The following is a 21,848-nucleotide window of genomic DNA, read 5'->3' on the forward strand; positions in this document are numbered from 1 at the left end:
CGGTTGCTGGCTTACTTCACGCCGAACGCGTACTTGGCCTGCACGTAGATCGCGCGCCCGTAGGCGTTGTACAGGTAGTTGTTGTACGGCTGGCCGCTGGTGCCGGCGAAGCTGTAGCGCTGGTTGTCCGGCATCTTGTTGAACACGTTGTTGACCATCAGCGACAGGGTCAGGTTCTCCATCGCGCGGTAGTTCACGCTCAGGTTGTAGGTGGTGTAGGAACCCCACTTGCCCGCCTTGTAGCCGGAGCTGTGCACGTAGTCATAGCCGTTGCCCACGTAAGCCATGTAGTTCGGCGTCTTGCCGATGTAGTTAGCGTACAGGGTGGTGGTCCAGTTGTCCTTGGCCCAGCCGATCGAGCCGTCCGCACGGACCTTCGCGTAGGAGTCGTACACCCACATCGCATACGGGTCGTGCAGCAGGTCCAGGTACTCGTCGCCCGGCTGCGGCTGCAGCTTGCGCTTGAGCATGTCGGTGTAGTTGGCCGAGAACTGCAGCGAACCGAAGCGACCGATGTCCTGCACGTACTTGAAGCTGGCGGTCAGCGCTTCCAGGTTCTGGCGGGCGACGTTCATCTTCGGCGTGTAGATCTCGTCGAGCACGCCCGATGCATCACGGGTGATCCAGTCACTGACGTTCTGGCAGCTGGCCGAGGTGTTGTTGGACTGGCCGTTGCGGCAGTAGTACTCGGCCAGCAGCAGCTGGTCGGAGCTGAGCGTATCGACCTCGTTCTTGATCTTCCAGTTGTAGTAGTCGACCGACAGCGACAGGTTGTTGATCGGTGCCCACACGACGCCTGCATTCCAGACATCGGCGGTGATCGGCTCCAGGTCGGGGTTGCCCGAACGGGTGCCGAACACCGAGACGCTGTCGTAAGGGCAGCCGGCAGTGTTGGCCGGGTCGTAGCCCAGCTGGCCGCAACGGTAGTAGTCGGTGGAGCCGTTGGCGTAGTAGCCACTGCGACCCTGGAAGGCGTCGGAGAGCGTCGGCGCGCGGAAAGCCGTACCGTACTTGCCGCGGAACAGCAGGCTTTCGATCGGACGGAACTCGATGCCGACGCTGTAGGTGGCCTTGTCCACGGTGTTGCCGCCGATCTTGAAGGCGTCATAGCGGCCGGAGCCGGTGACGGTCAGCGTTTCCAGCAGCGGCATGCGCAGTTCGGTGGTCACCGCATAGTTGCTGCGATGGCCGGCACCGGACACGGCGGTGGTGCCCCACACGCTGCCGTCCATCAGGCCCGGGTCGGGCGTGTAATCCCAGCCTTCGCTGCCACCTTCGACAACCACGGCGAAGCCGGCATCACCACCGGGCAGCTTGAACAGCGAGCCGTTGGTGACCTGGGCACGGGCCAGGTTCTGCCAGGTGCGGCTTTCGCTGTAGCTGTAGCCGGTGAAGCTCTGGAAGTCGCCGGCCGGCAGCGGCGCATAGAACGCTTCCCAGTTCGGGCTGTAGATGTCGTAGCCGGTGCTGGTGGTGCCCAGTACCGGGCCCAGCACGCGCTGCTCGAAGTAGTCGTTGATCGGGTCGTTCCAGCGCACGAAGTTGCGCTCGGTCAGCTTGTACTCGCCTCGGGTGAAGCTGAGGCTGTAGTCCCAGTTGCCAGCGGTGCCGCGGCCGCCGAGGGTGACCTGGTAGGCCTTGTTGCGGTCGGTGTTCATGATGTCGCGGTAGCCACCACCGCCGATGTCCTCCGGCGCGAACACGCGCTGCAGGTTCATGTACTGGCCGCTGGCCTGGTCATAGAAGCGGCCCCAGCCCGAGGAGGTGCCCCACCAGGTGTAGCCGGAACCGGTTGCGTACTTGACCTCCTCCAGGCTGTACAGCGCGTCGCCGAACAGCTGGAAGTTGTCGTTCACATCGAAGGTGGCCGAGCTGTAGATCTGCCCGCTTTCCTTGCCGTTCTTGATGGTCTTGTAGCCCGTGCCATAGACCGAGCCGCAGGCCTGGCCGGTGGGCCGGGTGCCAAGCACGGTGGTGCCGTCGAACTGGCCCGCCACGTTGGCGCACAGGTTCGGGTCCATCATCGCGTAGCGGTTGTTGGCGGCCGGCAGCAGCACCAGGAAATCATTGGAGACGTACTGCGGGCTGTAGCCGTCGGGGTTGTTGACCTTGGTCAGGTCGCGCTGGTAACCCCAGATCGGGCTGGTCTTCTCATACTGCACGTTGACCAGTGCATGGAAGCGGTCGTCCTTCGAGTTGAAGCCGCGTGCGCCACTGAGGCGGAAGCTGTTGCCGCCGCCTTCGCTGTAGGCGCCGCCACGCACATTGAGCACGCCGCCATCCATGCGCTCCTTGAGGATGATGTTGACCACGCCGGCGATCGCGTCCGAGCCGTACAGCGACGACTGGCCGCCCGGCAGGATCTCGATGCGCTCGACGATGTCGATCGGGATGCCGCTGATGTTGTTGAAGGTATCGCCGCCGTTGTACAGCGCCGGATACGAGAGCATCGGGCGGCCGTTGATCAGGTACTTGGTGTAGCCCGGGCTGAGGCCGAACATGCCGGCCGCTTCGGCACCCTGGGTGAAGGATGCGGAGGTCTGGCCGCCCTGCAGGCCGCCGGTGGACAGCGAGGACTGCTGCAGGACATCGGCGACGCTGGTGAAACCGCGGGTCTGGATATCCTCGGCGGTGACGGTCAGGACGGGCGTGTGGTTCTCGATCTCGGTCTGCGGAATCAGCGATCCGGTGACGGTCACACGGTCAAGCTGGGTCGGCGCATTGCGGTCCTGGGCCAGGGCGGTGCCGGAGGCCAGGAGGGTGCCGAGCAGGGCGAGGGTCAGAGGGTGACGCGAGAGCGTGGAACGTTGGCGAGACATGGTGGATCCCCGTAGTGAGCAATGTCTTGGCGGCGCATTCCCTGCGCATTAACAATTCGTTCAGTGTGATTCCATTCAGGTCGACCGTAACACGTCGTTAACGTTGCCAACACGGACCTGTCACATCAGGGTGCCACGGGAAGGCAAAAAAACGCTTCTGAATCAATGGATAAGGCGGTTTGTTTTGGCATGTTTCAAAAGATGGCGACATGCAAGGGAGCATGTCGATGTGGAGAATGTCCCTTTAAAATCAATGAATTGCGCGCAATCCGCGTTTCCCTGAACGCTGGTGCTGGTGCGGTGTGGGTCACACTTTCTGCCGCAGGCAGAACAGGCAGGCCGGTGCCCCAAAAAAAAGGCCCCGCCGAAGCGGGGCCTGGTCCAGACACGAGGTCCGGAATACGACGGGATCAGAAGTCGTACTTGACCTGGGCCGAGATCTGACGGCCGTAGACGCTGTAGAAGCCGTCGTTGAACGGGGTCGATTCGTTGCCCGGGTAGTTGTAGCGCTGGCCTTCCGGCAGCTTGTTGAACACGTTGTTGACCATCAGCGACAGGGTCAGATCATCCTGCGCCTGGTAGTTCAGGCTCATGTTGTACGTGGTGTACGAGCCCCACTTGCCGGCCTTGGCGCCGGAGGAGTGGACGTAGTCATAGCTGCGGCCGGTGTAGGCCAGGTAGTTCGGGGTGCTGCCGACGTAGTTGGCGTACACGGTGGTGGTGAACTTGGAGATGGCCCAAGCCACCGACACGTCGCCGCGGACCTTGGCGAAGTTGTCGTAGTACCACATGTTGTACGGATCGCTCAGCAGGTCCAGCTTCTGCGCACCCGGCAGGGCCACCACTTCACGCTTCAGCATGTTGGTGTAGTTGCCGGAGAGCATCAGCGAACCGAAGCGGCCCAGGTCCTGCTGGTACTTCGCACCGACGGTCACCGCTTCCAGGTTCTGGCTGGCCACGTTGAGCTTCGGGGTGTACACGCGGGTCAGGTTGCCACCGGCGTCGCGGGTCACCCAGTCGGTCACGTTCTGGCAGCTGGCCGAGGTGTTGTTCGGCAGGCCGTTGTGGCACTGGTACTCGGCCAGCAGCAGCTGGTCGGTGCTCAGGGTCTTGACCTCGTTCTTGATCTTCCAGTTGTAGTAGTCGACCGACAGCGAGAAGTTGCTCACCGGGGCCCACACCACGCCTGCGCTCCACACGTCGGCGGTGATCGGCTTCAGGTCCGGGTTGCCGGACTTTTCGCTGTACACCGAGGTGGTCTTGTAGAACGAGCAGGCTTCGTCACGCAGCGCGTAGCCCATCTGGCTGCAGCGGTAGTAGTCGTTCTGGCCGGAGGCGAACGAGCCGCTCATGCCCTGGAAGGCATCGGACAGGGTCGGCGCGCGGAACGCGGTGCCGTACTTGCCGCGCAGCAGCAGGCTTTCAACCGGACGGTATTCCAGGCCGATGCTGTAGGTGGCCTTGTCGACGGTCTTGTCGGCGATCTTGAAGGCGTCATAGCGGCCCGAGGCGCTGATGGTCAGCGACTCGAACACCGGCATGTGCAGTTCGCTGGTCACTGCGTAGTTGCTGCGGTGGCCGGCACCGGCCACGGCGCTGGCGCCCCAGGCGTTGCCATCGACGAAGGCCTGGTCGGGCGAGTAGTCCCAACCTTCGCTGCCGCCTTCCAGCACGACGGCCAGGCCGGCGTCGCCGCCCGGCAGGGAGAACAGCGAACCGTTGGTCACCTGCACGCGACCCAGGTTCTGCCAGGTCTTGCTGCGGTGGGTGCCATAGCCGGTGAAGCTGGCGAACTGGTCCGGGGTGATCGGCGAGTAGAACGCGGCGTAGTTCGGGTTGTAGATGCCGAAACCATCAGCGGTGGTGCCCAGGCGCGGGCCCAGCACGGTGTCGCCGAAGAAGCCCTCGATCTTGTCCTTCCAGCGCGCGAAGCGGTTCTGGTCCAGGCGGTACTCGCCACGGGTGAAGCTGGCGCTGTAGTCCCAGTCGCCGACCATGCCCTTGCCGCCCAGGGTGACCTGGTAGGAACGGCTCTCATCGGAGTTCAGGATGTTGTTGTAGTGGCCCGGGCCGATTTCTTCCGGCGCGAAGGCGCGCTGCAGGTTCACGACCTTGCCCAGGCCCTGGTCGTAGAAACCGCCCATCACCGACTTGGTGCCCCACCACAGGGCGCTGGAGCCGGAGGTGAACTCGGTCTTTTCCTTGCTGTACAGCACGTCGGCGAACAGCTGGAAGTTGTCGTTCACGTCGAAGGTCATCGACGAGTAGAACTGGCCACTGTTCTTGCCGTTCTTCAGGGTCTTGTAGCCGGCGCTGTACACCGAGCCGCACGATTCGCCCGATGCACGCTTGCCGACGGTGGTGGTGCCGTCGTACAGGCCTGCCACATTGGCGCAGCGGGTCGGGTCCATCATGTACAGCTTGTTGTCGGCGTTGCCGATGACGGCAAAGTCGTTCGACGGCAGCTGCGCGGTGTAACCGACCGGGTTGTTCTGCTTGGTGATGTCACGCTGGTAGCCCCAGATCGGGCTGCCGTTTTCGATCTGCACGTTGACCAGCGCGTGGAAGCGGTCATCGAACGCGTTGAAGCCCTTGGCGGCGCTGAAGCGGATGTTGCTGCCACCACCTTCGGTGTAGGTGCCGCCACGGATCGACATCGTGCCGCCGTCCATGCGTTCCTTCAGGATGATGTTGACCACGCCGGCGATCGCGTCCGAGCCGTACAGCGACGACTGGCCGCCCGGCAGGACTTCGATGCGCTCGACGATGTCGATCGGGATGCCGCTGATGTTGTTGAACGACTCGCTGCCGTTGTACAGCGCCGGATACGAGAGCATCGGGCGGCCGTTGATCAGGTACTTGGTGTAGCCCGGGTTCAGGCCGAACATGCCGGCCGCTTCGGCGCCCTGGGTGAACGCACCCGAGGTCTGGCCACCCTGCAGGCCGCCCGTGGTCAGCGACGACTGCTGCAGCACTTCAGCAACACTGCTGAAGCCGCGGGTCTGGATGTCTTCGGCGGTGATGGACATCACCGGAGTCTGGGTTTCGACCTGGGTCTGCGGGATCAGCGAACCGGTGACGGTGATCTTGTCCAGGTTGGTCGCCTTGTCCTGGGCCATTGCCGGGGCGGCGGCCATCAGAGCGGAAATCAGGGCGACGGCGAGCGTGTTGCGACGTGCGGTATTGCTGACGTGTTTCATGTAGTTCCAATGGAGAGCAAAAACAAAAACGGCACTGCGCATGCGCCATCGCGCGGGCCGGAATACCCCGCTCCGCAGCTCAAAACAGTGCTTATCGAACGTAACATGAACTTAACAATCTGTGCACGAATCTGTCGCAATCCTGAATTTCAGTCAGGTTACGTCCAGCTTGTATGATGTTGGGTTATCCCCCTGACCCCGCCGGTGCTCGTTGTGAACAGTTCTCCCCGCCGTCCCCATGTCAGCCAGGTCCAGAAGGGACTCACGCCGCATGCCCGCATCCGCAATGTCATCGCGGTCGGTTCGGGCAAGGGCGGCGTCGGCAAGTCCACCACCTCGGTGAACCTGGCCGTGGCGCTGCAGCAGCTCGGCGCGCGCGTGGGCGTGCTCGATGCCGACATCTATGGCCCCAGCGTGCCGGCCATGCTGGGCCTGTCCGGCCGCCCGGAAAGCCCGGACAACAAGAGCATCGAGCCGCTGCGCGCGTTCGGCGTGGACACCATGTCGATCGGCTACCTGATCGAAGAAGACACACCGATGATCTGGCGTGGCCCGATGGCCACCTCGGCGATGACCCAGCTGTTCAACGACACCCTGTGGGACGACCTGGATTTCCTGCTGATCGACCTGCCGCCGGGCACCGGTGACATCCAGCTGACCCTGACCCAGAAGATCCCGCTGGCCGGTGCGGTGATCGTGACCACGCCGCAGGACATCGCCACGCTGGATGCGAAGAAGGCGCTGAAGATGTTCGAGAAGGTCGAGGTACCGGTGCTGGGCATCGTCGAGAACATGGCCGTGCACACCTGCAGCAGCTGCGGGCACATCGAGCATCTGTTTGGTGAGGGCGGTGGCGAGCGCATGGCCGCGCAGTACGGCGTGCCGCTGCTGGGGTCGCTGCCGCTGCAGATCGGCATCCGCGAACAGGGCGATGCAGGCACCCCGATCACCGTGGCCCAGCCGGATTCGGCACCGGCCCAGGCTTACCGCCATGCCGCGCAGCGCCTGATCGAGGAAGTCGGCAAGCGCCCGCGGGCCTCGATCCCGATCCTGTCGTCGCTGCTGTAAGCGCGGGTGCAGGGGCCGCCGGCCGAGGCCGGGCCCCTGCTAGAATCCTCGCGCCCCCTCGTACCCCCAGGACAAAGCATGAGCATCAAGAGTGACCGTTGGATCCGCCGCATGTCCGAGCAGCACGGCATGATCGAGCCGTTCGAGGCCGGGCAGGTCAAGCAGGCCAACGGCCAGCGCATCGTCAGCTACGGCACGTCCAGTTATGGCTACGACGTGCGCTGCTCGCGCGAGTTCAAGGTGTTCACCAACATCAACTCGACGATCGTCGATCCCAAGCACTTCGATCCGGGCAGCTTCGTGGATATCGTCGGCGATGAATGCATCATTCCGCCCAACAGTTTCGCTCTGGCGCGTACCGTCGAGTACTTCCGCATTCCGCGCGATACCCTGGTGGTGTGCCTGGGCAAGAGCACCTACGCGCGCTGCGGCATCATCGTCAACGTGACGCCGCTGGAGCCGGAATGGGAAGGCCACGTCACCCTGGAATTCAGCAACACCACGCCGCTGCCGGCGCGCATCTATGCCAACGAAGGCGTGGCGCAGATGCTGTTCTTCCAGGCCGCCGCCGATGACGTCTGCGAGACCTCGTACCGCGATCGTGGCGGCAAGTACCAGGGCCAGACCGGCGTGACCCTGCCGCGGACCTGAGCGGCGCGCACATGCCGTAGAGCCGGGCCATGCTCGGCTTCCACATATGGGATGGATGCAGCCGAGCATGGCTCGGCTCTACAGGAACAGAGGCGGCGCTTGCGCCGCCTTTGCTTATTTGCCGCGGCCGAACAGCATCGCGATGCCGACACCCACCAGGGCCACCGGCCACCAGGTCAGCAGCAGCTTGGACAGGTTCAGATGCGTCCAGCCGAGATTGCTGGCGAGCATGAACAGGCCGATCAGGATCAGCAGGACGGCGGCAACAAGGTTGAATCGCATCGGGTCGGCGCAGGCTCAGGACTGGGCCGGATATCCTAGCCGTTCCTTCCAGTAGGCGACATGCTGGTCCAGCGCCGCCGGCTCGTAACGGTGCGCCGGGCCGCTGCCCCAGACCGGGCCCGGCCAGGCCGGATCTCCGTCATGGCGGCCGATCACATGGAAATGCAGCTGGCGCACGATGTTGCCCAGCGCCCCGATGTTGATCTTTTCCACCCCGTCGGAGCCCTTCAGGGCCTTGCAGGCGCGGTTGAGCTCGGTGCGCAGCTTGTCCTGCTGCTCACCGTCCAGCTCGATCCACTCGGTCACTCCGGCCAGGCGCGGTACCAGCACCAGCCAGGGGAATCGTTCGTCGTTCATCAGCCGCACTTGCGACAACGGTCCTTCCGCCACCAGCACGCTATCGGTGGCCAGGCGTGAATCGAGTTCGAATTCGCTCATCCAAGATGCTCCGAGAAGAAGTCCAGGGTGCGTTGCAGCGCCAGGGCGGCGCTGTCTGGATCATACGCATGTCCGACCTCCCGGTTGAAGGCGTGATCGGCCGGATAGACGTAGGTGGCCATCTGCGGCAGCTTCTCGCGATGGGCCTGGACCGCTTCCGGCGGGATGCTGCGGTCCTGGGCACCGAAGTGGAAGATCACCGGGGCCTTGGGTGTTTCATCGAGGAACTGCACGTTGCGCGCACCGTAGTAGCTGACCGACGGCAGCCCCAGGCGCACTGCGGACAGCATCGCCACCGTGCCACCCCAGCAGTAGCCGACGGTGCCGACCTTGCCCTGCGGCGCCAGCCGGGTTGCCGCAGCCCGGACCACCTCCAGCGCCCGTTCCATGCCCAGCGCGCCGACCCGCTCCAGGCCCTGCTTCACGCCCTCGGCGTCGTAGGGCAGTGCGTCCGGATCGGCGTCGGGGCCGTCGAGCAGGTCAAAGAACGAGGGCGCCAGCACCGCATAGCCTTCAGCCGCGAAGCGCTCGGCCACGCTGCGGATGTGCGGATTGGCGCCGAAGATTTCCTGCACCACCACCAAGCCGCCGCGTGCGGTGCCTTCCGGCAGGGCCTGCCAGGCCCGTACCGGGCCGTGATGCGTATCCAGGGTGATCCACTCGGCCATCGTCATCTTCCTCGTTGCAGGGAACAGAGCTGCATTGTCGGTGCTGCGCCGGTTAGCGCGGCGTCAGCGGCTGTGCGTGATCGGGCGGCTGGGCATTCAGAGCGCGGCCGCCAACCCCGGTATACTGGCGCCCTTTCAGGCCCCGGCCCCCAGGAACCCCTGCCATGCCGGCAGGGGCCCAGGCCCCCAGAGTCCCGCGATTCCATGTCCCAGCTGAACCCCAAAGTCGGCTTCGTCAGCCTCGGCTGCCCGAAGGCCCTCGTCGATTCCGAGCGCATCCTTACCCAGCTCCGCTCGGAAGGTTACGACATCGTCCCGTCCTACGATTCGGCCGACGTGGTGGTGGTCAACACCTGCGGCTTCATCGATTCGGCGGTGACCGAGTCGCTGGATGCGATTGGCGAGGCGATGAACCAGAACGGCAAGGTCATCGTCACCGGCTGCCTGGGCAAGCGCCCGGAGCAGATCCGCGAGGCCTACCCCAATGTGCTGGCGGTGTCCGGCCCGCAGGACTACCAGAGCGTGATGGAAGCGGTGCATGAAGCACTGCCGCCCAAGCACGATCCGTTCGTGGACCTGGTGCCCGACTACGGTATCAAGCTGACCCCGCGCCACTACGCCTACCTGAAGATTTCCGAGGGCTGCAACCACAAGTGCAGCTTCTGCATCATTCCGTCGATGCGCGGCAAGCTGGTCTCGCGCCCGGTCGACGAGGTGCTGCGTGAAGCCGAGCGTCTGGTGCGTGGTGGCGTGCGTGAGCTGCTGGTGGTTTCGCAGGACACCTCGGCCTATGGCGTGGACGTGAAGTACGCCGAGAAGATGTGGCGTGACAAGGCCTACCAGACCCGCCTGAAGGCGCTGTGCGAAGGCCTGTCGGAACTGGATGCGTGGGTGCGCATGCACTACGTCTACCCGTACCCGCATGTGGACGAGGTGGTGCCGCTGATGGCCGAGAACCGGATCCTGCCGTACCTGGACATCCCGTTCCAGCATGCGAGCCCGCGCATCCTGCGTTTGATGAAGCGCCCCGGCGCGGTCGAGAAGACCCTGGAGCGCGTGCAGAACTGGCGCCGCATTGCGCCGGACATCACCGTGCGTTCGACCTTCATCGTCGGCTTCCCGGGCGAGACCGAGGCCGAGTTCGAAGAACTGCTGTCGTTCCTTGACGAGGCGCAGCTGGACCGCGTGGGCGCGTTCGCCTATTCGCCGGTTGAGGGGGCGACCGCCAACGATCTGCCCGACGCTGTGCCGGAGGAAGTAAAGCAGGAGCGTCTGGCCCGCTTCATGGAGAAGCAGGCGCAGATCTCCGCCGCGCGCCTTGAAGCCAAGATCGGCACCGTGCAGCAGTGCCTGGTCGACGCCATCGAAGGCGATATCGCCGTGGCCCGCTCCAAGGCTGATGCCCCGGAGATCGACGGCCTGGTGCATATCCAGAATGCCGACCAGGTGCCGCTGCGCGTGGGCGAATTCGTCGATGTGGAAATCACCGAGAGCGACGAGCACGACCTGTACGGTGACGCGCTGCCAGCCGCTACCCGCCCGGCATTCGACCTCAAGATGCTGTGACCGCAGCGACGACCGCCGCCGGTGACGGCAGCGGTGTCCGCCGCTTCGTGCCGCCGCCGCGTGCGGCGGTCGATCCGCAGGTGTTCGGGCACCCGGTGTTTGCCGGGCTGCAGGATTTCCGTGATCTGCTGGTGGGTACTCGCTGGCCGTCCATCGCGGCACTTGACGCACGCCTGTCCTTGCCGGGTTGGCAGCTGGTGGAACAGGATGCGGCGCTGCTGGCCGATGGCCTGCACTACGAAGCGCGCATCGCGCGGGGGCGCATCGCCACCCGCGCCGACAACTGGCACGACCTGTTCAACGCGCTGGTGTGGGCCTGCCACCCGCAGCTGAAGCGTGCACTCAACGCGCAGCAATGCCGGCATGTCGAGGCGATGCCACCCGGCCAGCGCAATCGCATGCAGGCTGCCCTGACCCAGTTCGACGAATCCGGCGTGATCGTGCGTGTGCGCGATGACACGTTGCTGCGCGCGTGGGATGGGCATGACTGGCCCGCATTGTTCGAGCCGGCGCGCTGGCAGCGCGGTGACATCGCCATTGCTGTGGTATTCGGGCATGCGCTGATGGAGCAGGCACTGCTGCCGGGGCGATTGCTGGTCGGCAAGTGCGTGGTGGTGCAGGGCGATGCCGATGCTGCCTGTGTTGACGCGGTGACCGCTGCCATCGCCGAAGGCAGGGCAGTGACCGACCCGCTGCAGTTGCGGCCCCTGCCATTGGCCGGTATTCCCGGCTGGCATGAGGTGCAGGATCCGGCCTTCTATCGCAATGCCGATTATTTCCGCCCGCTGCGCGCCGGCCGTCATTACCCGCCGCCGTTGGCGTATTCCCTGTAGAGCCGGGCCCGTGCCCGGCCGATGGTCAAACGCAGCCGAGCATCGGCTCGGCTCTACAGCGGCTCGTACTCCACGCCGATCACCGCGAAGGTGAACTGCCCGCCGGGCAGCTCCAGCGAGAATTCATCATCCAGCCGCTTCTTCAGCAGCGCACGCGCCAGGGGTGAATCGATGCTGATCCAGCCCAGGCCAGCATCGGTCTCATCCGGCCCGACAATGCGATAGCGGCTGGTGTCGCCGTTGTCCACGTTCTCCAGTTCCACCCATGCGCCGAAGAACACCGCCAGCGGATCGGTTGGCGTGGTATCGACCACGCGCAGCGATTCCAGCCGCTTGGTCAGGTAGCGCACGCGGCGGTCGATCTCGCCCAGTTGCTTCTTGCGGTACGTGTACTCGGCGTTCTCGGAACGGTCGCCTTCCGCGGCAGCGGCAGCCAGTGCCTTCACCACCTCCGGGCGGCGCACACGCCATAGCTCATCCAGTTCGGCCTTCAGTCGTGCATGCCCGGAGGCGGTGATCAGGGCGGTGCTTTTTTCTGCTGGGGGACGCCAACGGGACATGCAATACGACTTCTATTTTTTCAGGGGAAGGAAGGGGTCAGAGCCCTTCCTGCCGGAGGGATCCGACCCCGGGGTCAGATCCCTTTCACACGGAAAGGGCTCTGACCCCAGTGGCGGTGAATCAGCGCTTGCCGCCGAAGATGCCACCGAGGATGCCGCGCACGATCTGGTTGCCCAGCTTGGTGCCGACGGTGCGCGTGGTCTGCTTGGCCATGGTTTCAATCATGCCCTGGCGGCGCTTGGTGCCGAAGATCGCATCCTTGATCGCCTGGCCGAAACCACCTTGCTGCGCTTCGTCCTGCTCGCGGCTGCGCGCGGCCGGAGCCTGCGCCTGTTCGACCGTCTTCTGCGCGCGCTGGGCCAGCAGTTCGGCGGCCGATTCGCGGTTGATCGCGGTGTCGTAGCGGCTGCCGACCGGGCTGCCGGCACGCACCTGGGCACGCTCGGCTTCGGTGATCGGCCCCATCCGGCAACGCGGCGGTGCGATCATCGTCTGCTGCACCGGCATCGGTATGCCCTTGTCCTGCAGCGTGGAGACCAGCGCCTCGCCGGTGCCGAGCTGGCTCAGCACCTTGGTCACGTCCAATTTCGGGTTCGGCACGAAGGTTTCGGCCGCGGTCTTCACCGCCTTCTGGTCGCGCGGGGTGAACGCACGCAGCGCGTGCTGTACGCGGTTGCCGAGCTGGCCGAGGATGTTGCCCGGCACGTCGTCGGGGAACTGCGAGCAGAAATACACGCCCACGCCCTTGGAACGGATCAGGCGCACCACCTGCTCGATGCGCTGCACCAGCGACGGCGGCGCATCGTCGAACAACAGGTGTGCCTCGTCGAAGATGAAGACCAGCTTCGGCTTGTCCAGGTCGCCCACTTCCGGCAGCTGTTCGAACAGCTCCGACAGCAGCCACAGCAGGAAGGTGGAGTACAGCTTGGGCTTGAGCACCAGCTGGTCGGCGGCGAGGATGCCGATCACGCCGCGGCCGTCGTGGTTGACCCGCATGATGTCGGCCAGCTCCAGTGCCGGTTCGCCGAAGAAATTCTCGCCGCCGTCCTGTGCCAGGCGCAGGACCGAACGCTGGATCGCGGCGATCGACTGCGCGCTGACCAGGCCGTACTCGGTGGAGATGTCCTTGCGCTCCTCGGCGACCAGGCCGAGCAGGGCGCGCAGGTCGTCCATGTCCAGCAGCAGCAGGCCGCGGTCGTCGGCCAGCTTGAAGACGATGTCGAGCACCCCGGCCTGGGTGTCGTTCAATTCGAGGATGCGCGACAGCAGGGTGGGGCCCATTTCGCTGACGGTGGTGCGCACCGGGTGGCCCAGCTTGCCGTACAGGTCCCAGAAGATGGTGGGGCTGGCGGCCGGTGCATAGTCGGCCACGCCGATCTCGGCGGCACGCTGGAGCAGGTTCTCGGCGCCAGTGCCGGGTACGGCCAGGCCGGAGACATCACCCTTCACGTCGGCCAGGAACACCGGCACGCCCAGCCGCGAGAACCCCTCGGCCAGGGTCATCAGGGTCACGGTCTTGCCGGTACCGGTGGCACCGGCCACCAGGCCGTGACGGTTGCCGAGTTTCGGCAGCAGGGTGACGGCAATATCGTCTGTAATGCCTTTGCCGAGCAGAATCGGATCCATGGTCCAGCCCTTGTGGTGAATAGCCCAATGTTAACCGCCGGCAGTGACGGTCCGATGGTCGGCTTGCCCGGACCTTGGCGGCGCCGCTACTCTGCCTGCCTGTTTCGCACACAGTGCCATCAATGCCCGTTCCTGTCCTGATTTCCCGTGGTTGGCCGCTGCTGGCCCTGGCCGGCCTGGTTTCCCTGGCCCCCGACGCCCATGCGCAGCGGGTTTCGGCCCGGGACAAGGTGAAGGTGGATGCGCTGCAACAGCGCATGACCGCCGCCGAAAAGCGCTACAGCGACGCCCTGCTGCTGGTTGCCAATGCCGACCCGAAGGGCAGCAACGAGGCCGATGCCGCGCTGGAGGACATGGAAGATGTCCTCAACGACTGCGTGAAGCAGAAGGGCTGCCAGATGGGCACCCTGCTGGCCAGCTACAAGCGCCTGCTCAAGCACGACGCCGATGCGGCCGCCAGCGATGACGTGGCCGACGAGGGCGGCGACCGCCTGGAAGCCGACCCCGACCATATCGGCCCGCTGACCGCGGACGTGCCCGAGGCCGCGCGCGCTGCCGCGCTGCTGAACGACAAGCGGCACGCCTTCGACAGCATGGTCGAATACAACCCGGCGGTGCAGGCCGGCATCCGTCGCTGGCTGACCGACATGCGCCCGGCGCTGCTGACGAGCTACGAGAATTACCAGAACCTGCGCGCGGTGATGTGGCCGGAGTGGGAGAAGCGCGGCCTGCCCGAGGCGCTTCTGTTCGGCATCATGGCCAAGGAGTCCAACGGTCGCGTGCATGCGTCCTCGCGCGCCGGCGCCGCCGGCCTGATGCAGTTCATGCCGGCCACCGGCCGTCGCTTCGGCCTGGGCCCGGACGGCACCGGCTTCGATACCCGTTTCGATGCGCGCAGCGCGGCCGAGGCCAGCGCCAGCTACCTCAACGAGCGCCTGCGCGAACTGAACAACAACGTGGAAATGTCGGTGGCTGCCTACAACGGTGGCGAAGGCCGTGCCGCACGCGTGTTCAGGCAGAGCAGTGGCCAGAGCTTCTGGACCGACAGCGTCTACAACCAGTTCCCGGGCGAAACCAAGGACTATGTGCCGATGGTGATCGCCGCCGCCTGGATCTTCCTGCACCCGCAGCAGTACGGCGTGGAGTTCCCGAAGATCAGCGCGCAGCCGGCCACGCTGCGCCTGGCCAAGTCCACCACCATCTACGAACTGACCATCTGCCTGGGCAGCCACGGCACCCGTGATGGCTACATGCGCGCGCTGCGCAATCTCAACCCGCGCTATGAAGCCGATGGCTGGATTCCGGCCGGCACGCTGATCAACGCCACCACCCGCATCGCCGGCCTGTACCAGCGCAACTGTGTCAGTGGCCCGCGTGCCGACCTGGCCCGCACGCTGATCACCGCCGATCTGAACGCGGCGATCAAGCGCCCGACCGCGGCCAGCTATACCGGCAGCGTGGCGGTGGGCGGTGTGGTGCCGGTGGCCGATGCGGCCGCATCCACCAGCGTGCCGACCACACCGGTGGCCGCAGTGGCGACGCCGCGCCCGGCGCCGGCCGCCCGGCCGAAGCCGGTGCGCAGCCACAAGGTGGGCAAGGGCGAGACCCTGGGCGCCATCGCGGCGAAGTTCCAGTGCGACGTGCCGACCCTGGCCCGCGCCAACGGCCTGAAGGCCCCGGCCTACAGCCTGCGCCATGGCCAGACGCTGAAGCTGCAGGGCTGCGACAAGTAATCCCCCACGACTGCTGGAATCCGCATGGACCTCGAAGCCACCCGCAACCTGTTCGCCAACCTCCGCGAAAACACCGACTGGGACATCAACGGCCCGTTGCTGTGGGGGTATTTCTTCGTCCACTCCAGCGCTGAACCGCTGCAGGCACTGGCCGACCACCTGCAGGAGCAGGGCTACACCTTCGTGGAACTGTTCGAGCAGGAGCCGGAAGAAGGCGATGCCTCGTTCCACGTGCTGCACGTGGAGCGCGTGGAGATCCACGACGAAACCTCGCTGGACCGCCGCAACCAGGCGTTCGCAGCGCTGGCCGCGGAGCGCGGCGTGGAAGACTACGACGGCATGGACGTCGGCCCGGCCCCGGCCCTGCAGTAACCCAAGAAGGGACGCAAAAAGGGGACGGAGGGGATTAAGTCGTTAATGCATTAACGACTTAATCCCCTCCGTCCCCTTTTTCTTCAGCGCAGCTTCGCCAGGGCCTGGCCCAGCTGCACCGGGCTTTCGGCGCCCAGCTGCGGGGCGAATTCGGCTACGCCCGGTGGCAGCAGCACGATCACGGTCGAGCCGTAGTTGAACCGTGCCATCTCGGCAAAGCGCTCCAGCTTGATGCCCTGGCCGCGGTAGTCCTTGCGGGTGATGCGATCGCCGTAGGCCGGGATCTCCTCGCCGCTCCACACGGTTTCCACGCCGGACACCAGCAGTGCACCGACCATCACGCTGACCATCGGGCCGAAGCTGGTGTCGAAGTGGCAGACCAGGCGCTCGTTGCGGGCGAACAGGCGCGGTACGCCGTTGACGGCTGCCGGGCCGACGCTGAACAGGCGCCCCGGCACGTGCACGGTCTCACGCAGGGTGCCGGTCCACGGCATGTGCACGCGGTGGTAGTCGCGCGGGGACAGGTACACGGTGGCGTACAGGCCGTCGTTGTACGGCTTGGCATCCTCGGCGCTGCCCAGCAGTTCGGCGGCGGTGAACGACTGGCCCTTGGCCTGGAAGATGCGGCCGGCCTCGATCCTGCCGAGCTGGCTGATGCGGCCGTCGGCCGGCATCACCAGGCTGCGCGGATCGGCATCGGCCACGCGTGCGCCCGGCTTCAGCGCGCGGGTGAAGAACTGGTTGAAGGTCGCGTAGCTGCGCGGGTCCGGGTTGGCCGCCTCGTCCAGGTCGACGTTGAACTTGCGGGTGACGGTGTCGATCAGCCAGCGCGACACGCGCGGATCGTCCGAGTACGCCAGCGAGCGCGCCATCGAGGACAGCAGGCGATGGGGCAGGGCGTACGTCAGGGCGGTGGTGAGGCTCATGGGGCGGTTTTCTCGGTCAGCTTCTGCAGGTCGCGGGCAATCGCCGGCGCATTGAACGGGGGGCGCACCAGGCCGGCAAGGCGGCCCTGCGGGTCGAGCACGGCCAGGCTGGCCGAATGCTCGACGGTGTAATCCTCGGGGTTCTCGTCGAAATGCTTGCCCGGGACCTTCTGGAACACGAAGCCCAGCGAGGTGGCGAAGCGCTCCAGCGAGGGGATATCGGCGGTGGCGGCCAGGGTGTCCTTGTGGAAGCCGTGCACGTACTCGCCGAGGCGGGTGGCGCTGTCGCGATCCGGGTCGACCGAGATGAACAGCACGCGCGGGCGCAGGCCATCGGGCAGGGCCTCCCACTGGTTCTGCGCGCCGGCCAGCTCGGCCAGGGTGGTCGGGCAGACGTCGGGGCAGAAGGTGAAGCCCAGGAACACCAGGGTCCAGTGGCCCTTCAGTTCGCCCGGGATCAGCCGGGTGCCGTCGGACTGGGCCAGGTTGAAGTCGGGCAGTTCACGCGGCTGTGGATACAGGGTGATCGCCTCGGTGGCCGGGGCGTTGGCCGGCGGCTTCGGCGCGAACACCTGCTGGGCGGCCAGCAGGCCGAGCCCCGCGGCCAGGGCGATCAGCAGGATGATGCCGGCGTTGCGATTGAACATGGGGGCTCCCGCGCGAAATGGGCTCCATCATAACGGCTGCGGCCCGATCGTTTCCGCCGCAACGGATGCCGCCGCGGGCGCCAGCCCCTATAATCGGGGGCCACTTTGCCCGCAGTACCGCCATGACCGCTGAAACGGCCGCCGAACTCCACACGATCATCGATCTGATCCGCTACGGCACCAGCCGTTTCAACGAAGCCGGGCTGACCTTCGGGCACAGCTACGACAATGCGCTGGACGAGGCCACCCAGCTGGTGCTGCACAGCCTGCACCTGCCGCATGACCTCGGCCCGGCCTACGGCCAGGCGCGCCTGCTGCAGGCCGAGAAGCTGCGCGTACTGGAGCTGTTCCAGCGCCGCATCGACGAACGCGTTCCGGCCGCCTACCTGACCGGCGAGGCCTGGTTTGCCGGCCTGAGTTTCAAGAGCGACCCGCGCGCCCTGGTGCCGCGCTCGCCGATCGCCGAGCTGATCGAATGCGGCTTCCAGCCGTGGCTGGGTGACCGCTACGTGCACCGTGCGCTGGACCTGTGCACCGGTTCGGGCTGCATCGCCATCGCCATCGGCCACTACTACCCGAACTGGGAAGTCGATGGCGTGGACCTCAGCGACGACGCGCTGTCGCTGGCCGAGGAGAACAAGGAACGGCTGCAGGCGCACAACGTCGCCCTGATCAAGTCGGACCTGTTCACTGGCCTGACCGGCCGCCACTACGACCTGATCGTCACCAATCCGCCGTACGTGACCAACGACGAGACCGATGCCCTGCCGCAGGAATACTCCTACGAGCCGGAAATGGGCCTGCGTGCCGGTGACGACGGCCTGGACCTGGTGCTGAAGATCCTGCGCGATGCGCCGCTGCACCTGAGCGAAACCGGCCTGCTGATCTGCGAAGTGGGCGAGTCGCAGCAGCATCTGGTCAGGCTGCTGCCGGAAGTGGACTTCGACTGGATCGAGTTCAAGGTCGGCCAGATGGGCATCTTCGCGGTCGAATGCCGTGAACTGATCGCCCACAGTGCACGCATCACCGAACTGGCGGCGCAGCGCCCGTGAGCTCCAATTCGTTCGGCAAGCTGTTCACCGTCACCACGTTCGGCGAGTCGCACGGGCCGGCCATCGGCTGCGTGATCGATGGCTGCCCGCCGGGGCTGGCGCTGGACGCGGCCGAATTCGCCCACGATCTGCAGCGCCGCGCCACCGGCAAGAGCCGGCACACCTCGGCACGGCGCGAGGCCGATGAGGTCGAGATCCTGTCGGGCGTATACGAGGGCCTGACCACCGGTACTCCGATCGCGCTGCTGATCCGCAACACCGACCAGCGCAGCAAGGACTACGCCAACATCGGCCAGCAGTTCCGCCCGGGCCATGCCGACTACAGCTACTGGCACAAGTACGGCATCCGCGATCCGCGCGGTGGCGGCCGTTCCTCGGCACGCGAGACCACCATGCGCGTGGCCGCCGGCGTGGTCGCCAAGAAGTGGCTGGCCGAGCGCTTCGGCGTCACCGTGCGTGGCTACCTGTCGCAGCTGGGTGACATCACCCCGGCCGGTTTCGACTGGTCGGCGGTGGAGGACAACCCGTTCTTCTGGCCGCACGCCGCACAGGTGCCCGAGCTGGAGGCGTACATGGATGCGCTGCGCAAGTCCGGAGATTCGGTCGGTGCATGCGTGGATGTGGTCGCCGACAACGTGCCGCCGGGCTGGGGCGAGCCGATCTACGGCAAGCTCGATGGCGACCTTGCCGCCGCCCTGATGAGCATCAATGCGGTGAAGGGCGTGGAGATCGGCGACGGTTTCGCCAGCGCTGCGCAGAAGGGCACCGAGCACCGTGACCTGCTGACCCCGCAGGGCTTCGCCAGCAACCATGCCGGCGGCATCCTCGGTGGTATCTCCACCGGCCAGCCGGTGGTCGCATCGATTGCCTTGAAGCCGACCTCCAGCCTGCGCCTGCCGGGCCCGTCGCTGGATACCGCCGGCAACGTGGTGGAGGTGGTCACCACCGGTCGCCACGATCCCTGCGTCGGCATCCGCGCCACTCCGATCGCCGAGGCGATGATGGCGATGGTGCTGATGGACCAGGCGCTGCGCCATCGCGCGCAGTGTGGCGATGTCGGCACGATCACTCCGCGCATTCCCGGGCAGATCGATGGCTGACACGCGGCCGACCGTGTGGGTGAGCCAGCCGCTGATCGACGCGGCCATCGCGCCGCTGCGCGATCGCGTGCAGCTGCGCAGTACCGACACCGTCACCGCCTGGTCGCCGGACCAGATCGCCGCACAGCTGGCCAGCGCCGATGGCGCGATCATCACCCTCAACGAGCGCATCGGTGCGGCCCAGGTGGCGGATGCCACGCAGCTGCAGGTGATCGCCAATGTCGGTGTCGGCTACAACAACCTGGACGTCGACGCGCTCAGCGCGGCCGGCATCCTGGCCAGCAACACGCCGGACGTCCTTACCGAAACCACCGCAGATCTCGGTTTCGCCCTGCTGATGGCGACGGCGCGCCGGATCACCGAGTCCGAACGCTGGCTGCGTGAAGGCCAGTGGCAGCAGTGGTCGTTCCAGACCATGCTCGGTGCCGACATCCATGGCAGCACGCTGGGCATCCTCGGCATGGGCCGCATCGGCCAGGGGATCGCCCGCCGTGGCGCGCACGGTTTCGGCATGAAGGTGCTGTACCACAACCGTTCGCAGCTGCCAGCGGCGACCGAAGCGGAGGTGGGCGCCACCTATGTGGACCTGGATACGCTGCTCGCGCAATCCGATCACCTGCTGCTGGTGCTGCCGTACACCCCGGCCTCGCACCATCTGATCGATGCCGCCGCGCTGGCGAAGATGAAGCCGTCGGCAACGCTGGTGAACATCGCCCGTGGTGGCCTGGTCGATGAGATCGCGCTGGCCGATGCGCTGGACAGCGGCCGCCTGGCTGCCGCCGGCCTGGATGTATACGAGGGCGAGCCGAAGGTGCGCCCGGAGCTGCTGGCACTGCGCAATGTGGTGCTCACTCCGCACATCGGCAGCGCCTCGCTGCTAACGCGCACGGCGATGGTACAGCTGGCCGTGGATAATCTGGTTGCCGGGCTTGGCCTGGACGGCGGCCCGTCGCGCATGCCGAGCGCGATCAACGCTGACGCGGCGATGGCTGCGCGCGTGACTCTGGGCAAAAAAACCGGGAAACGATAGGGAACCTCCGCGCACCCCGCTTGAGGAGGTTCCCCGAACCCAGCTGTCGTGCGTGATTTTTCCCCATCCCCGTTTTCGTGAGAGTTTCCCCCATGAGCAATGCACAGCGCAGTTTCCACGTTGCCGTCGTCGGTGCCACCGGCGCCGTCGGCGAGACCATGTTGTCGATCCTGGCCGAGCGTGACTTCCCGGTCGGCACCCTGAGCGTGCTGGCCTCCGAGCGTTCGGCCGGCGGCGAGATCGAGTTCAACGGCCAGAAGGTCAAGGTCCAGGACCTGGCCACCTTCGATCCCACCGGTGTCGAGATCGCGCTGTTCTCGGCCGGCGGCAGCGTGTCCAAGGAATACGCACCGAAGTTCGCCGCCGCCGGTGCGGTGGTGATCGACAACTCCTCGGCCTTCCGTTACGACGATGACGTGCCGCTGGTGGTGTCCGAGGTCAACCCGGAACAGGTCGCCAACCGTCCGCGCGGCATCATCGCCAACCCGAACTGCTCGACCATGCAGATGCTGGTGGCGCTGGCGCCGCTGCACCGCAAGTACGGCATCGAGCGCATCAACGTCTCCACCTACCAGTCGGTGTCCGGCGGTGGTCGTTCGGCCACCGAGGAACTGGGCAAGCAGACCGGCCAGCTGCTGAGCTTCCAGGAGATCGATCCGCAGCGCTTCCCGGTGCAGATCGCTTTCAACCTGATCCCGCACATCGACGACTTCCAGGACAATGGCTTCACCAAGGAAGAGATGAAGCTGATCTGGGAGACCCGCAAGATCCTCGGCGACGACAGCATCCTGGTGAACCCGACCGCGGTCCGCGTGCCGGTGTTCTACGGCCACTCCGAGTCGGTGGCGATCGAGACCCGTGACAAGGTCACCGTGGCCGAAGCGCGTGCGCTGCTGGAGCAGTCGCCGGGCATCGAAGTGGTTGACCGTCACGAGGCCGGTGGCTACCCGACCCCGGTCACCCACGCCTCGGGCACCGATGCGGTGTACGTCGGCCGCATCCGCGAGGACCTGTCGCACCCGCGTGGCCTGAATCTGTGGATCGTGTCGGACAACGTACGCAAGGGCGCTGCCCTGAATGCCGTGCAGCTGGCCGAGCTGGTTGCCGCCGAGCAGCGTTGATCACAGCGGTTGCCTCACCGGTAGTGCCGGCTGCTGGCCGGCATTGCCGTGAGGGCTGGACGTGCGTGCCTGGCGGCCAGCGGCCGGCACCACCAGGCTGTGCAGCCGGGCACGGGCTCGGCTCTGCATGGGTGCGGACCCTGGTCCGCACGCTT

Annotated in this window: 20 protein-coding genes; 10 read left to right on the top strand and 10 right to left on the bottom strand. The window is 65.9% G+C overall.

Annotation, left to right across the window (positions count from 1 at the left end; genetic code table 11):
- Nucleotides 1-11: 11 nt before the first annotated feature.
- Together B9Y64_RS09800 and B9Y64_RS09805 are read right to left on the bottom strand one after the other, a co-directional pair.
- Nucleotides 12-2,819: a TonB-dependent receptor domain-containing protein gene (locus B9Y64_RS09800; protein WP_100440508.1), complete on the bottom strand. Its 2,808-nt coding sequence runs from the start codon at nucleotides 2,817-2,819 to the stop codon at nucleotides 12-14.
- A gap of 410 nt (nucleotides 2,820-3,229) precedes the next feature.
- Entirely contained in the window at nucleotides 3,230-6,019 is a 2,790-nt protein-coding gene (locus tag B9Y64_RS09805; protein WP_100440509.1) for a TonB-dependent receptor plug domain-containing protein, read from the bottom strand.
- A 213-nt stretch (nucleotides 6,020-6,232) separates the two neighbouring features.
- Here B9Y64_RS09805 and apbC point away from each other — a divergent pair, with 213 nt between their 5' ends.
- A complete protein-coding gene (gene apbC / locus B9Y64_RS09810; RefSeq protein WP_042359268.1) occupies nucleotides 6,233-7,087 on the top strand; it encodes an iron-sulfur cluster carrier protein ApbC in 855 nt (284 codons plus the stop codon).
- A gap of 78 nt (nucleotides 7,088-7,165) precedes the next feature.
- Nucleotides 7,166-7,738: a dCTP deaminase gene (gene dcd / locus B9Y64_RS09815; protein ID WP_100440510.1), complete on the top strand. Its 573-nt coding sequence runs from the start codon at nucleotides 7,166-7,168 to the stop codon at nucleotides 7,736-7,738.
- Between the two features lie 114 nt (nucleotides 7,739-7,852).
- On the opposite strand, the gene B9Y64_RS22135 is transcribed toward dcd, so the two are convergent.
- Genes B9Y64_RS22135 through B9Y64_RS09825 form a run of 3 tightly spaced genes read right to left on the bottom strand, consistent with a single transcriptional unit; the run spans nucleotide 7,853 to nucleotide 9,126 of the window.
- The gene (locus B9Y64_RS22135) at nucleotides 7,853-8,020 is read right to left on the bottom strand and encodes a LiaI-LiaF-like domain-containing protein (protein ID WP_005418011.1); all 168 of its coding nucleotides are present in this window, start codon (nucleotides 8,018-8,020) and stop codon (nucleotides 7,853-7,855) included.
- A gap of 15 nt (nucleotides 8,021-8,035) precedes the next feature.
- The gene (locus B9Y64_RS09820; RefSeq protein WP_014037994.1) at nucleotides 8,036-8,458 is read right to left on the bottom strand and encodes an HIT domain-containing protein; all 423 of its coding nucleotides are present in this window, start codon (nucleotides 8,456-8,458) and stop codon (nucleotides 8,036-8,038) included.
- A complete protein-coding gene (locus B9Y64_RS09825) occupies nucleotides 8,455-9,126 on the bottom strand; it encodes a dienelactone hydrolase family protein (RefSeq protein WP_049445708.1) in 672 nt (223 codons plus the stop codon). The genes B9Y64_RS09820 and B9Y64_RS09825 overlap by 4 nt, the downstream gene beginning before the upstream one ends.
- Before the next feature lie 204 nt (nucleotides 9,127-9,330).
- Here B9Y64_RS09825 and rimO point away from each other — a divergent pair, with 204 nt between their 5' ends.
- Both rimO and B9Y64_RS09835 read left to right on the top strand, forming a co-directional pair.
- Nucleotides 9,331-10,692 carry a 30S ribosomal protein S12 methylthiotransferase RimO gene (gene rimO, locus B9Y64_RS09830; RefSeq protein WP_049436796.1) on the top strand — a complete coding sequence of 454 codons (1,362 nt, stop codon included), beginning with the start codon at nucleotides 9,331-9,333 and terminating at the stop codon, nucleotides 10,690-10,692.
- Nucleotides 10,689-11,525, top strand: a complete 837-nt coding sequence (locus B9Y64_RS09835) for a DUF3025 domain-containing protein (RefSeq protein WP_100440511.1) — start codon at nucleotides 10,689-10,691, stop codon at nucleotides 11,523-11,525. The genes rimO and B9Y64_RS09835 overlap by 4 nt, the downstream gene beginning before the upstream one ends.
- 53 nt (nucleotides 11,526-11,578) lie before the next feature.
- Here B9Y64_RS09835 and greB read toward each other — a convergent pair whose 3' ends face one another.
- Both greB and B9Y64_RS09845 read right to left on the bottom strand, forming a co-directional pair.
- On the bottom strand, nucleotides 11,579-12,085 hold the full coding sequence (gene greB, locus B9Y64_RS09840) for a transcription elongation factor GreB (RefSeq protein WP_100440512.1): 507 nt from the start codon (nucleotides 12,083-12,085) through the stop codon (nucleotides 11,579-11,581).
- A 121-nt stretch (nucleotides 12,086-12,206) separates the two neighbouring features.
- Entirely contained in the window at nucleotides 12,207-13,712 is a 1,506-nt protein-coding gene (locus B9Y64_RS09845; protein WP_100440513.1) for a helicase HerA-like domain-containing protein, read from the bottom strand.
- Between the two features lie 122 nt (nucleotides 13,713-13,834).
- Here B9Y64_RS09845 and B9Y64_RS09850 point away from each other — a divergent pair, with 122 nt between their 5' ends.
- The gene (locus B9Y64_RS09850) at nucleotides 13,835-15,445 is read left to right on the top strand and encodes a transglycosylase SLT domain-containing protein (RefSeq protein ID WP_100440514.1); all 1,611 of its coding nucleotides are present in this window, start codon (nucleotides 13,835-13,837) and stop codon (nucleotides 15,443-15,445) included.
- 24 nt (nucleotides 15,446-15,469) lie between these two features.
- On the top strand, nucleotides 15,470-15,817 hold the full coding sequence (locus B9Y64_RS09855) for a ribonuclease E inhibitor RraB (protein WP_100440515.1): 348 nt from the start codon (nucleotides 15,470-15,472) through the stop codon (nucleotides 15,815-15,817).
- 83 nt (nucleotides 15,818-15,900) lie between these two features.
- Here the strand turns inward: B9Y64_RS09855 and asd are convergent, their stop codons facing one another.
- Nucleotides 15,901-16,743 (bottom strand): archaetidylserine decarboxylase, encoded by an 843-nt coding sequence (gene asd / locus B9Y64_RS09860; RefSeq protein WP_100440516.1) that lies wholly within the window; start codon nucleotides 16,741-16,743, stop codon nucleotides 15,901-15,903.
- Nucleotides 16,740-17,390, bottom strand: coding sequence for an SCO family protein (locus B9Y64_RS09865; RefSeq protein WP_005417991.1), 651 nt, complete (start codon nucleotides 17,388-17,390; stop codon nucleotides 16,740-16,742). The genes asd and B9Y64_RS09865 overlap by 4 nt, the downstream gene beginning before the upstream one ends.
- A gap of 122 nt (nucleotides 17,391-17,512) precedes the next feature.
- Between B9Y64_RS09865 and prmB the strand changes: the two genes are divergently transcribed.
- The 4 genes from prmB (at nucleotide 17,513) to B9Y64_RS09885 (ending at nucleotide 21,693) form a co-directional block, all read left to right on the top strand.
- Nucleotides 17,513-18,442, top strand: a complete 930-nt coding sequence (prmB, locus tag B9Y64_RS09870) for a 50S ribosomal protein L3 N(5)-glutamine methyltransferase (RefSeq protein ID WP_100440517.1) — start codon at nucleotides 17,513-17,515, stop codon at nucleotides 18,440-18,442.
- Nucleotides 18,439-19,542, top strand: coding sequence for a chorismate synthase (gene aroC / locus B9Y64_RS09875; protein ID WP_100440518.1), 1,104 nt, complete (start codon nucleotides 18,439-18,441; stop codon nucleotides 19,540-19,542). Before prmB ends, aroC begins: the two co-directional genes overlap by 4 nt.
- Nucleotides 19,535-20,572 (top strand): 2-hydroxyacid dehydrogenase, encoded by a 1,038-nt coding sequence (locus B9Y64_RS09880; RefSeq protein WP_100440519.1) that lies wholly within the window; start codon nucleotides 19,535-19,537, stop codon nucleotides 20,570-20,572. The genes aroC and B9Y64_RS09880 overlap by 8 nt, the downstream gene beginning before the upstream one ends.
- Before the next feature lie 92 nt (nucleotides 20,573-20,664).
- The gene (locus tag B9Y64_RS09885; protein ID WP_053500248.1) at nucleotides 20,665-21,693 is read left to right on the top strand and encodes an aspartate-semialdehyde dehydrogenase; all 1,029 of its coding nucleotides are present in this window, start codon (nucleotides 20,665-20,667) and stop codon (nucleotides 21,691-21,693) included.
- On the opposite strand, the gene B9Y64_RS22395 is transcribed toward B9Y64_RS09885, so the two are convergent.
- Nucleotides 21,694-21,822, bottom strand: coding sequence for a hypothetical protein (locus B9Y64_RS22395; RefSeq protein ID WP_265350052.1), 129 nt, complete (start codon nucleotides 21,820-21,822; stop codon nucleotides 21,694-21,696).
- Nucleotides 21,823-21,848 lie beyond the last annotated feature (26 nt).

The organism is Stenotrophomonas maltophilia (assembly GCF_002799245.1).
GTDB lineage: Bacteria > Pseudomonadota > Gammaproteobacteria > Xanthomonadales > Xanthomonadaceae > Stenotrophomonas > Stenotrophomonas maltophilia_S.

What these genes read in the sequence shown, in the direction of transcription:
- B9Y64_RS09800 (WP_100440508.1), bottom strand. Translation starts at nt 2,819, where the DNA reads ATGTCTCGCCAACGTTCCACGCTCTCGCGTCACCCTCTGACCCTCGCC.
- B9Y64_RS09805 (WP_100440509.1), bottom strand. Translation starts at nt 6,019, where the DNA reads ATGAAACACGTCAGCAATACCGCACGTCGCAACACGCTCGCCGTCGCC.
- dcd (WP_100440510.1), top strand. Translation starts at nt 7,166, where the DNA reads ATGAGCATCAAGAGTGACCGTTGGATCCGCCGCATGTCCGAGCAGCAC.
- B9Y64_RS22135 (WP_005418011.1), bottom strand. Translation starts at nt 8,020, where the DNA reads ATGCGATTCAACCTTGTTGCCGCCGTCCTGCTGATCCTGATCGGCCTG.
- B9Y64_RS09820 (WP_014037994.1), bottom strand. Translation starts at nt 8,458, where the DNA reads ATGAGCGAATTCGAACTCGATTCACGCCTGGCCACCGATAGCGTGCTG.
- B9Y64_RS09825 (WP_049445708.1), bottom strand. Translation starts at nt 9,126, where the DNA reads ATGGCCGAGTGGATCACCCTGGATACGCATCACGGCCCGGTACGGGCC.
- rimO (WP_049436796.1), top strand. Translation starts at nt 9,331, where the DNA reads ATGTCCCAGCTGAACCCCAAAGTCGGCTTCGTCAGCCTCGGCTGCCCG.
- greB (WP_100440512.1), bottom strand. Translation starts at nt 12,085, where the DNA reads ATGTCCCGTTGGCGTCCCCCAGCAGAAAAAAGCACCGCCCTGATCACC.
- B9Y64_RS09845 (WP_100440513.1), bottom strand. Translation starts at nt 13,712, where the DNA reads ATGGATCCGATTCTGCTCGGCAAAGGCATTACAGACGATATTGCCGTC.
- B9Y64_RS09850 (WP_100440514.1), top strand. Translation starts at nt 13,835, where the DNA reads ATGCCCGTTCCTGTCCTGATTTCCCGTGGTTGGCCGCTGCTGGCCCTG.
- B9Y64_RS09855 (WP_100440515.1), top strand. Translation starts at nt 15,470, where the DNA reads ATGGACCTCGAAGCCACCCGCAACCTGTTCGCCAACCTCCGCGAAAAC.
- asd (WP_100440516.1), bottom strand. Translation starts at nt 16,743, where the DNA reads ATGAGCCTCACCACCGCCCTGACGTACGCCCTGCCCCATCGCCTGCTG.
- B9Y64_RS09865 (WP_005417991.1), bottom strand. Translation starts at nt 17,390, where the DNA reads ATGTTCAATCGCAACGCCGGCATCATCCTGCTGATCGCCCTGGCCGCG.
- prmB (WP_100440517.1), top strand. Translation starts at nt 17,513, where the DNA reads ATGACCGCTGAAACGGCCGCCGAACTCCACACGATCATCGATCTGATC.
- B9Y64_RS09880 (WP_100440519.1), top strand. Translation starts at nt 19,535, where the DNA reads ATGGCTGACACGCGGCCGACCGTGTGGGTGAGCCAGCCGCTGATCGAC.
- B9Y64_RS09885 (WP_053500248.1), top strand. Translation starts at nt 20,665, where the DNA reads ATGAGCAATGCACAGCGCAGTTTCCACGTTGCCGTCGTCGGTGCCACC.
- B9Y64_RS22395 (WP_265350052.1), bottom strand. Translation starts at nt 21,822, where the DNA reads ATGCAGAGCCGAGCCCGTGCCCGGCTGCACAGCCTGGTGGTGCCGGCC.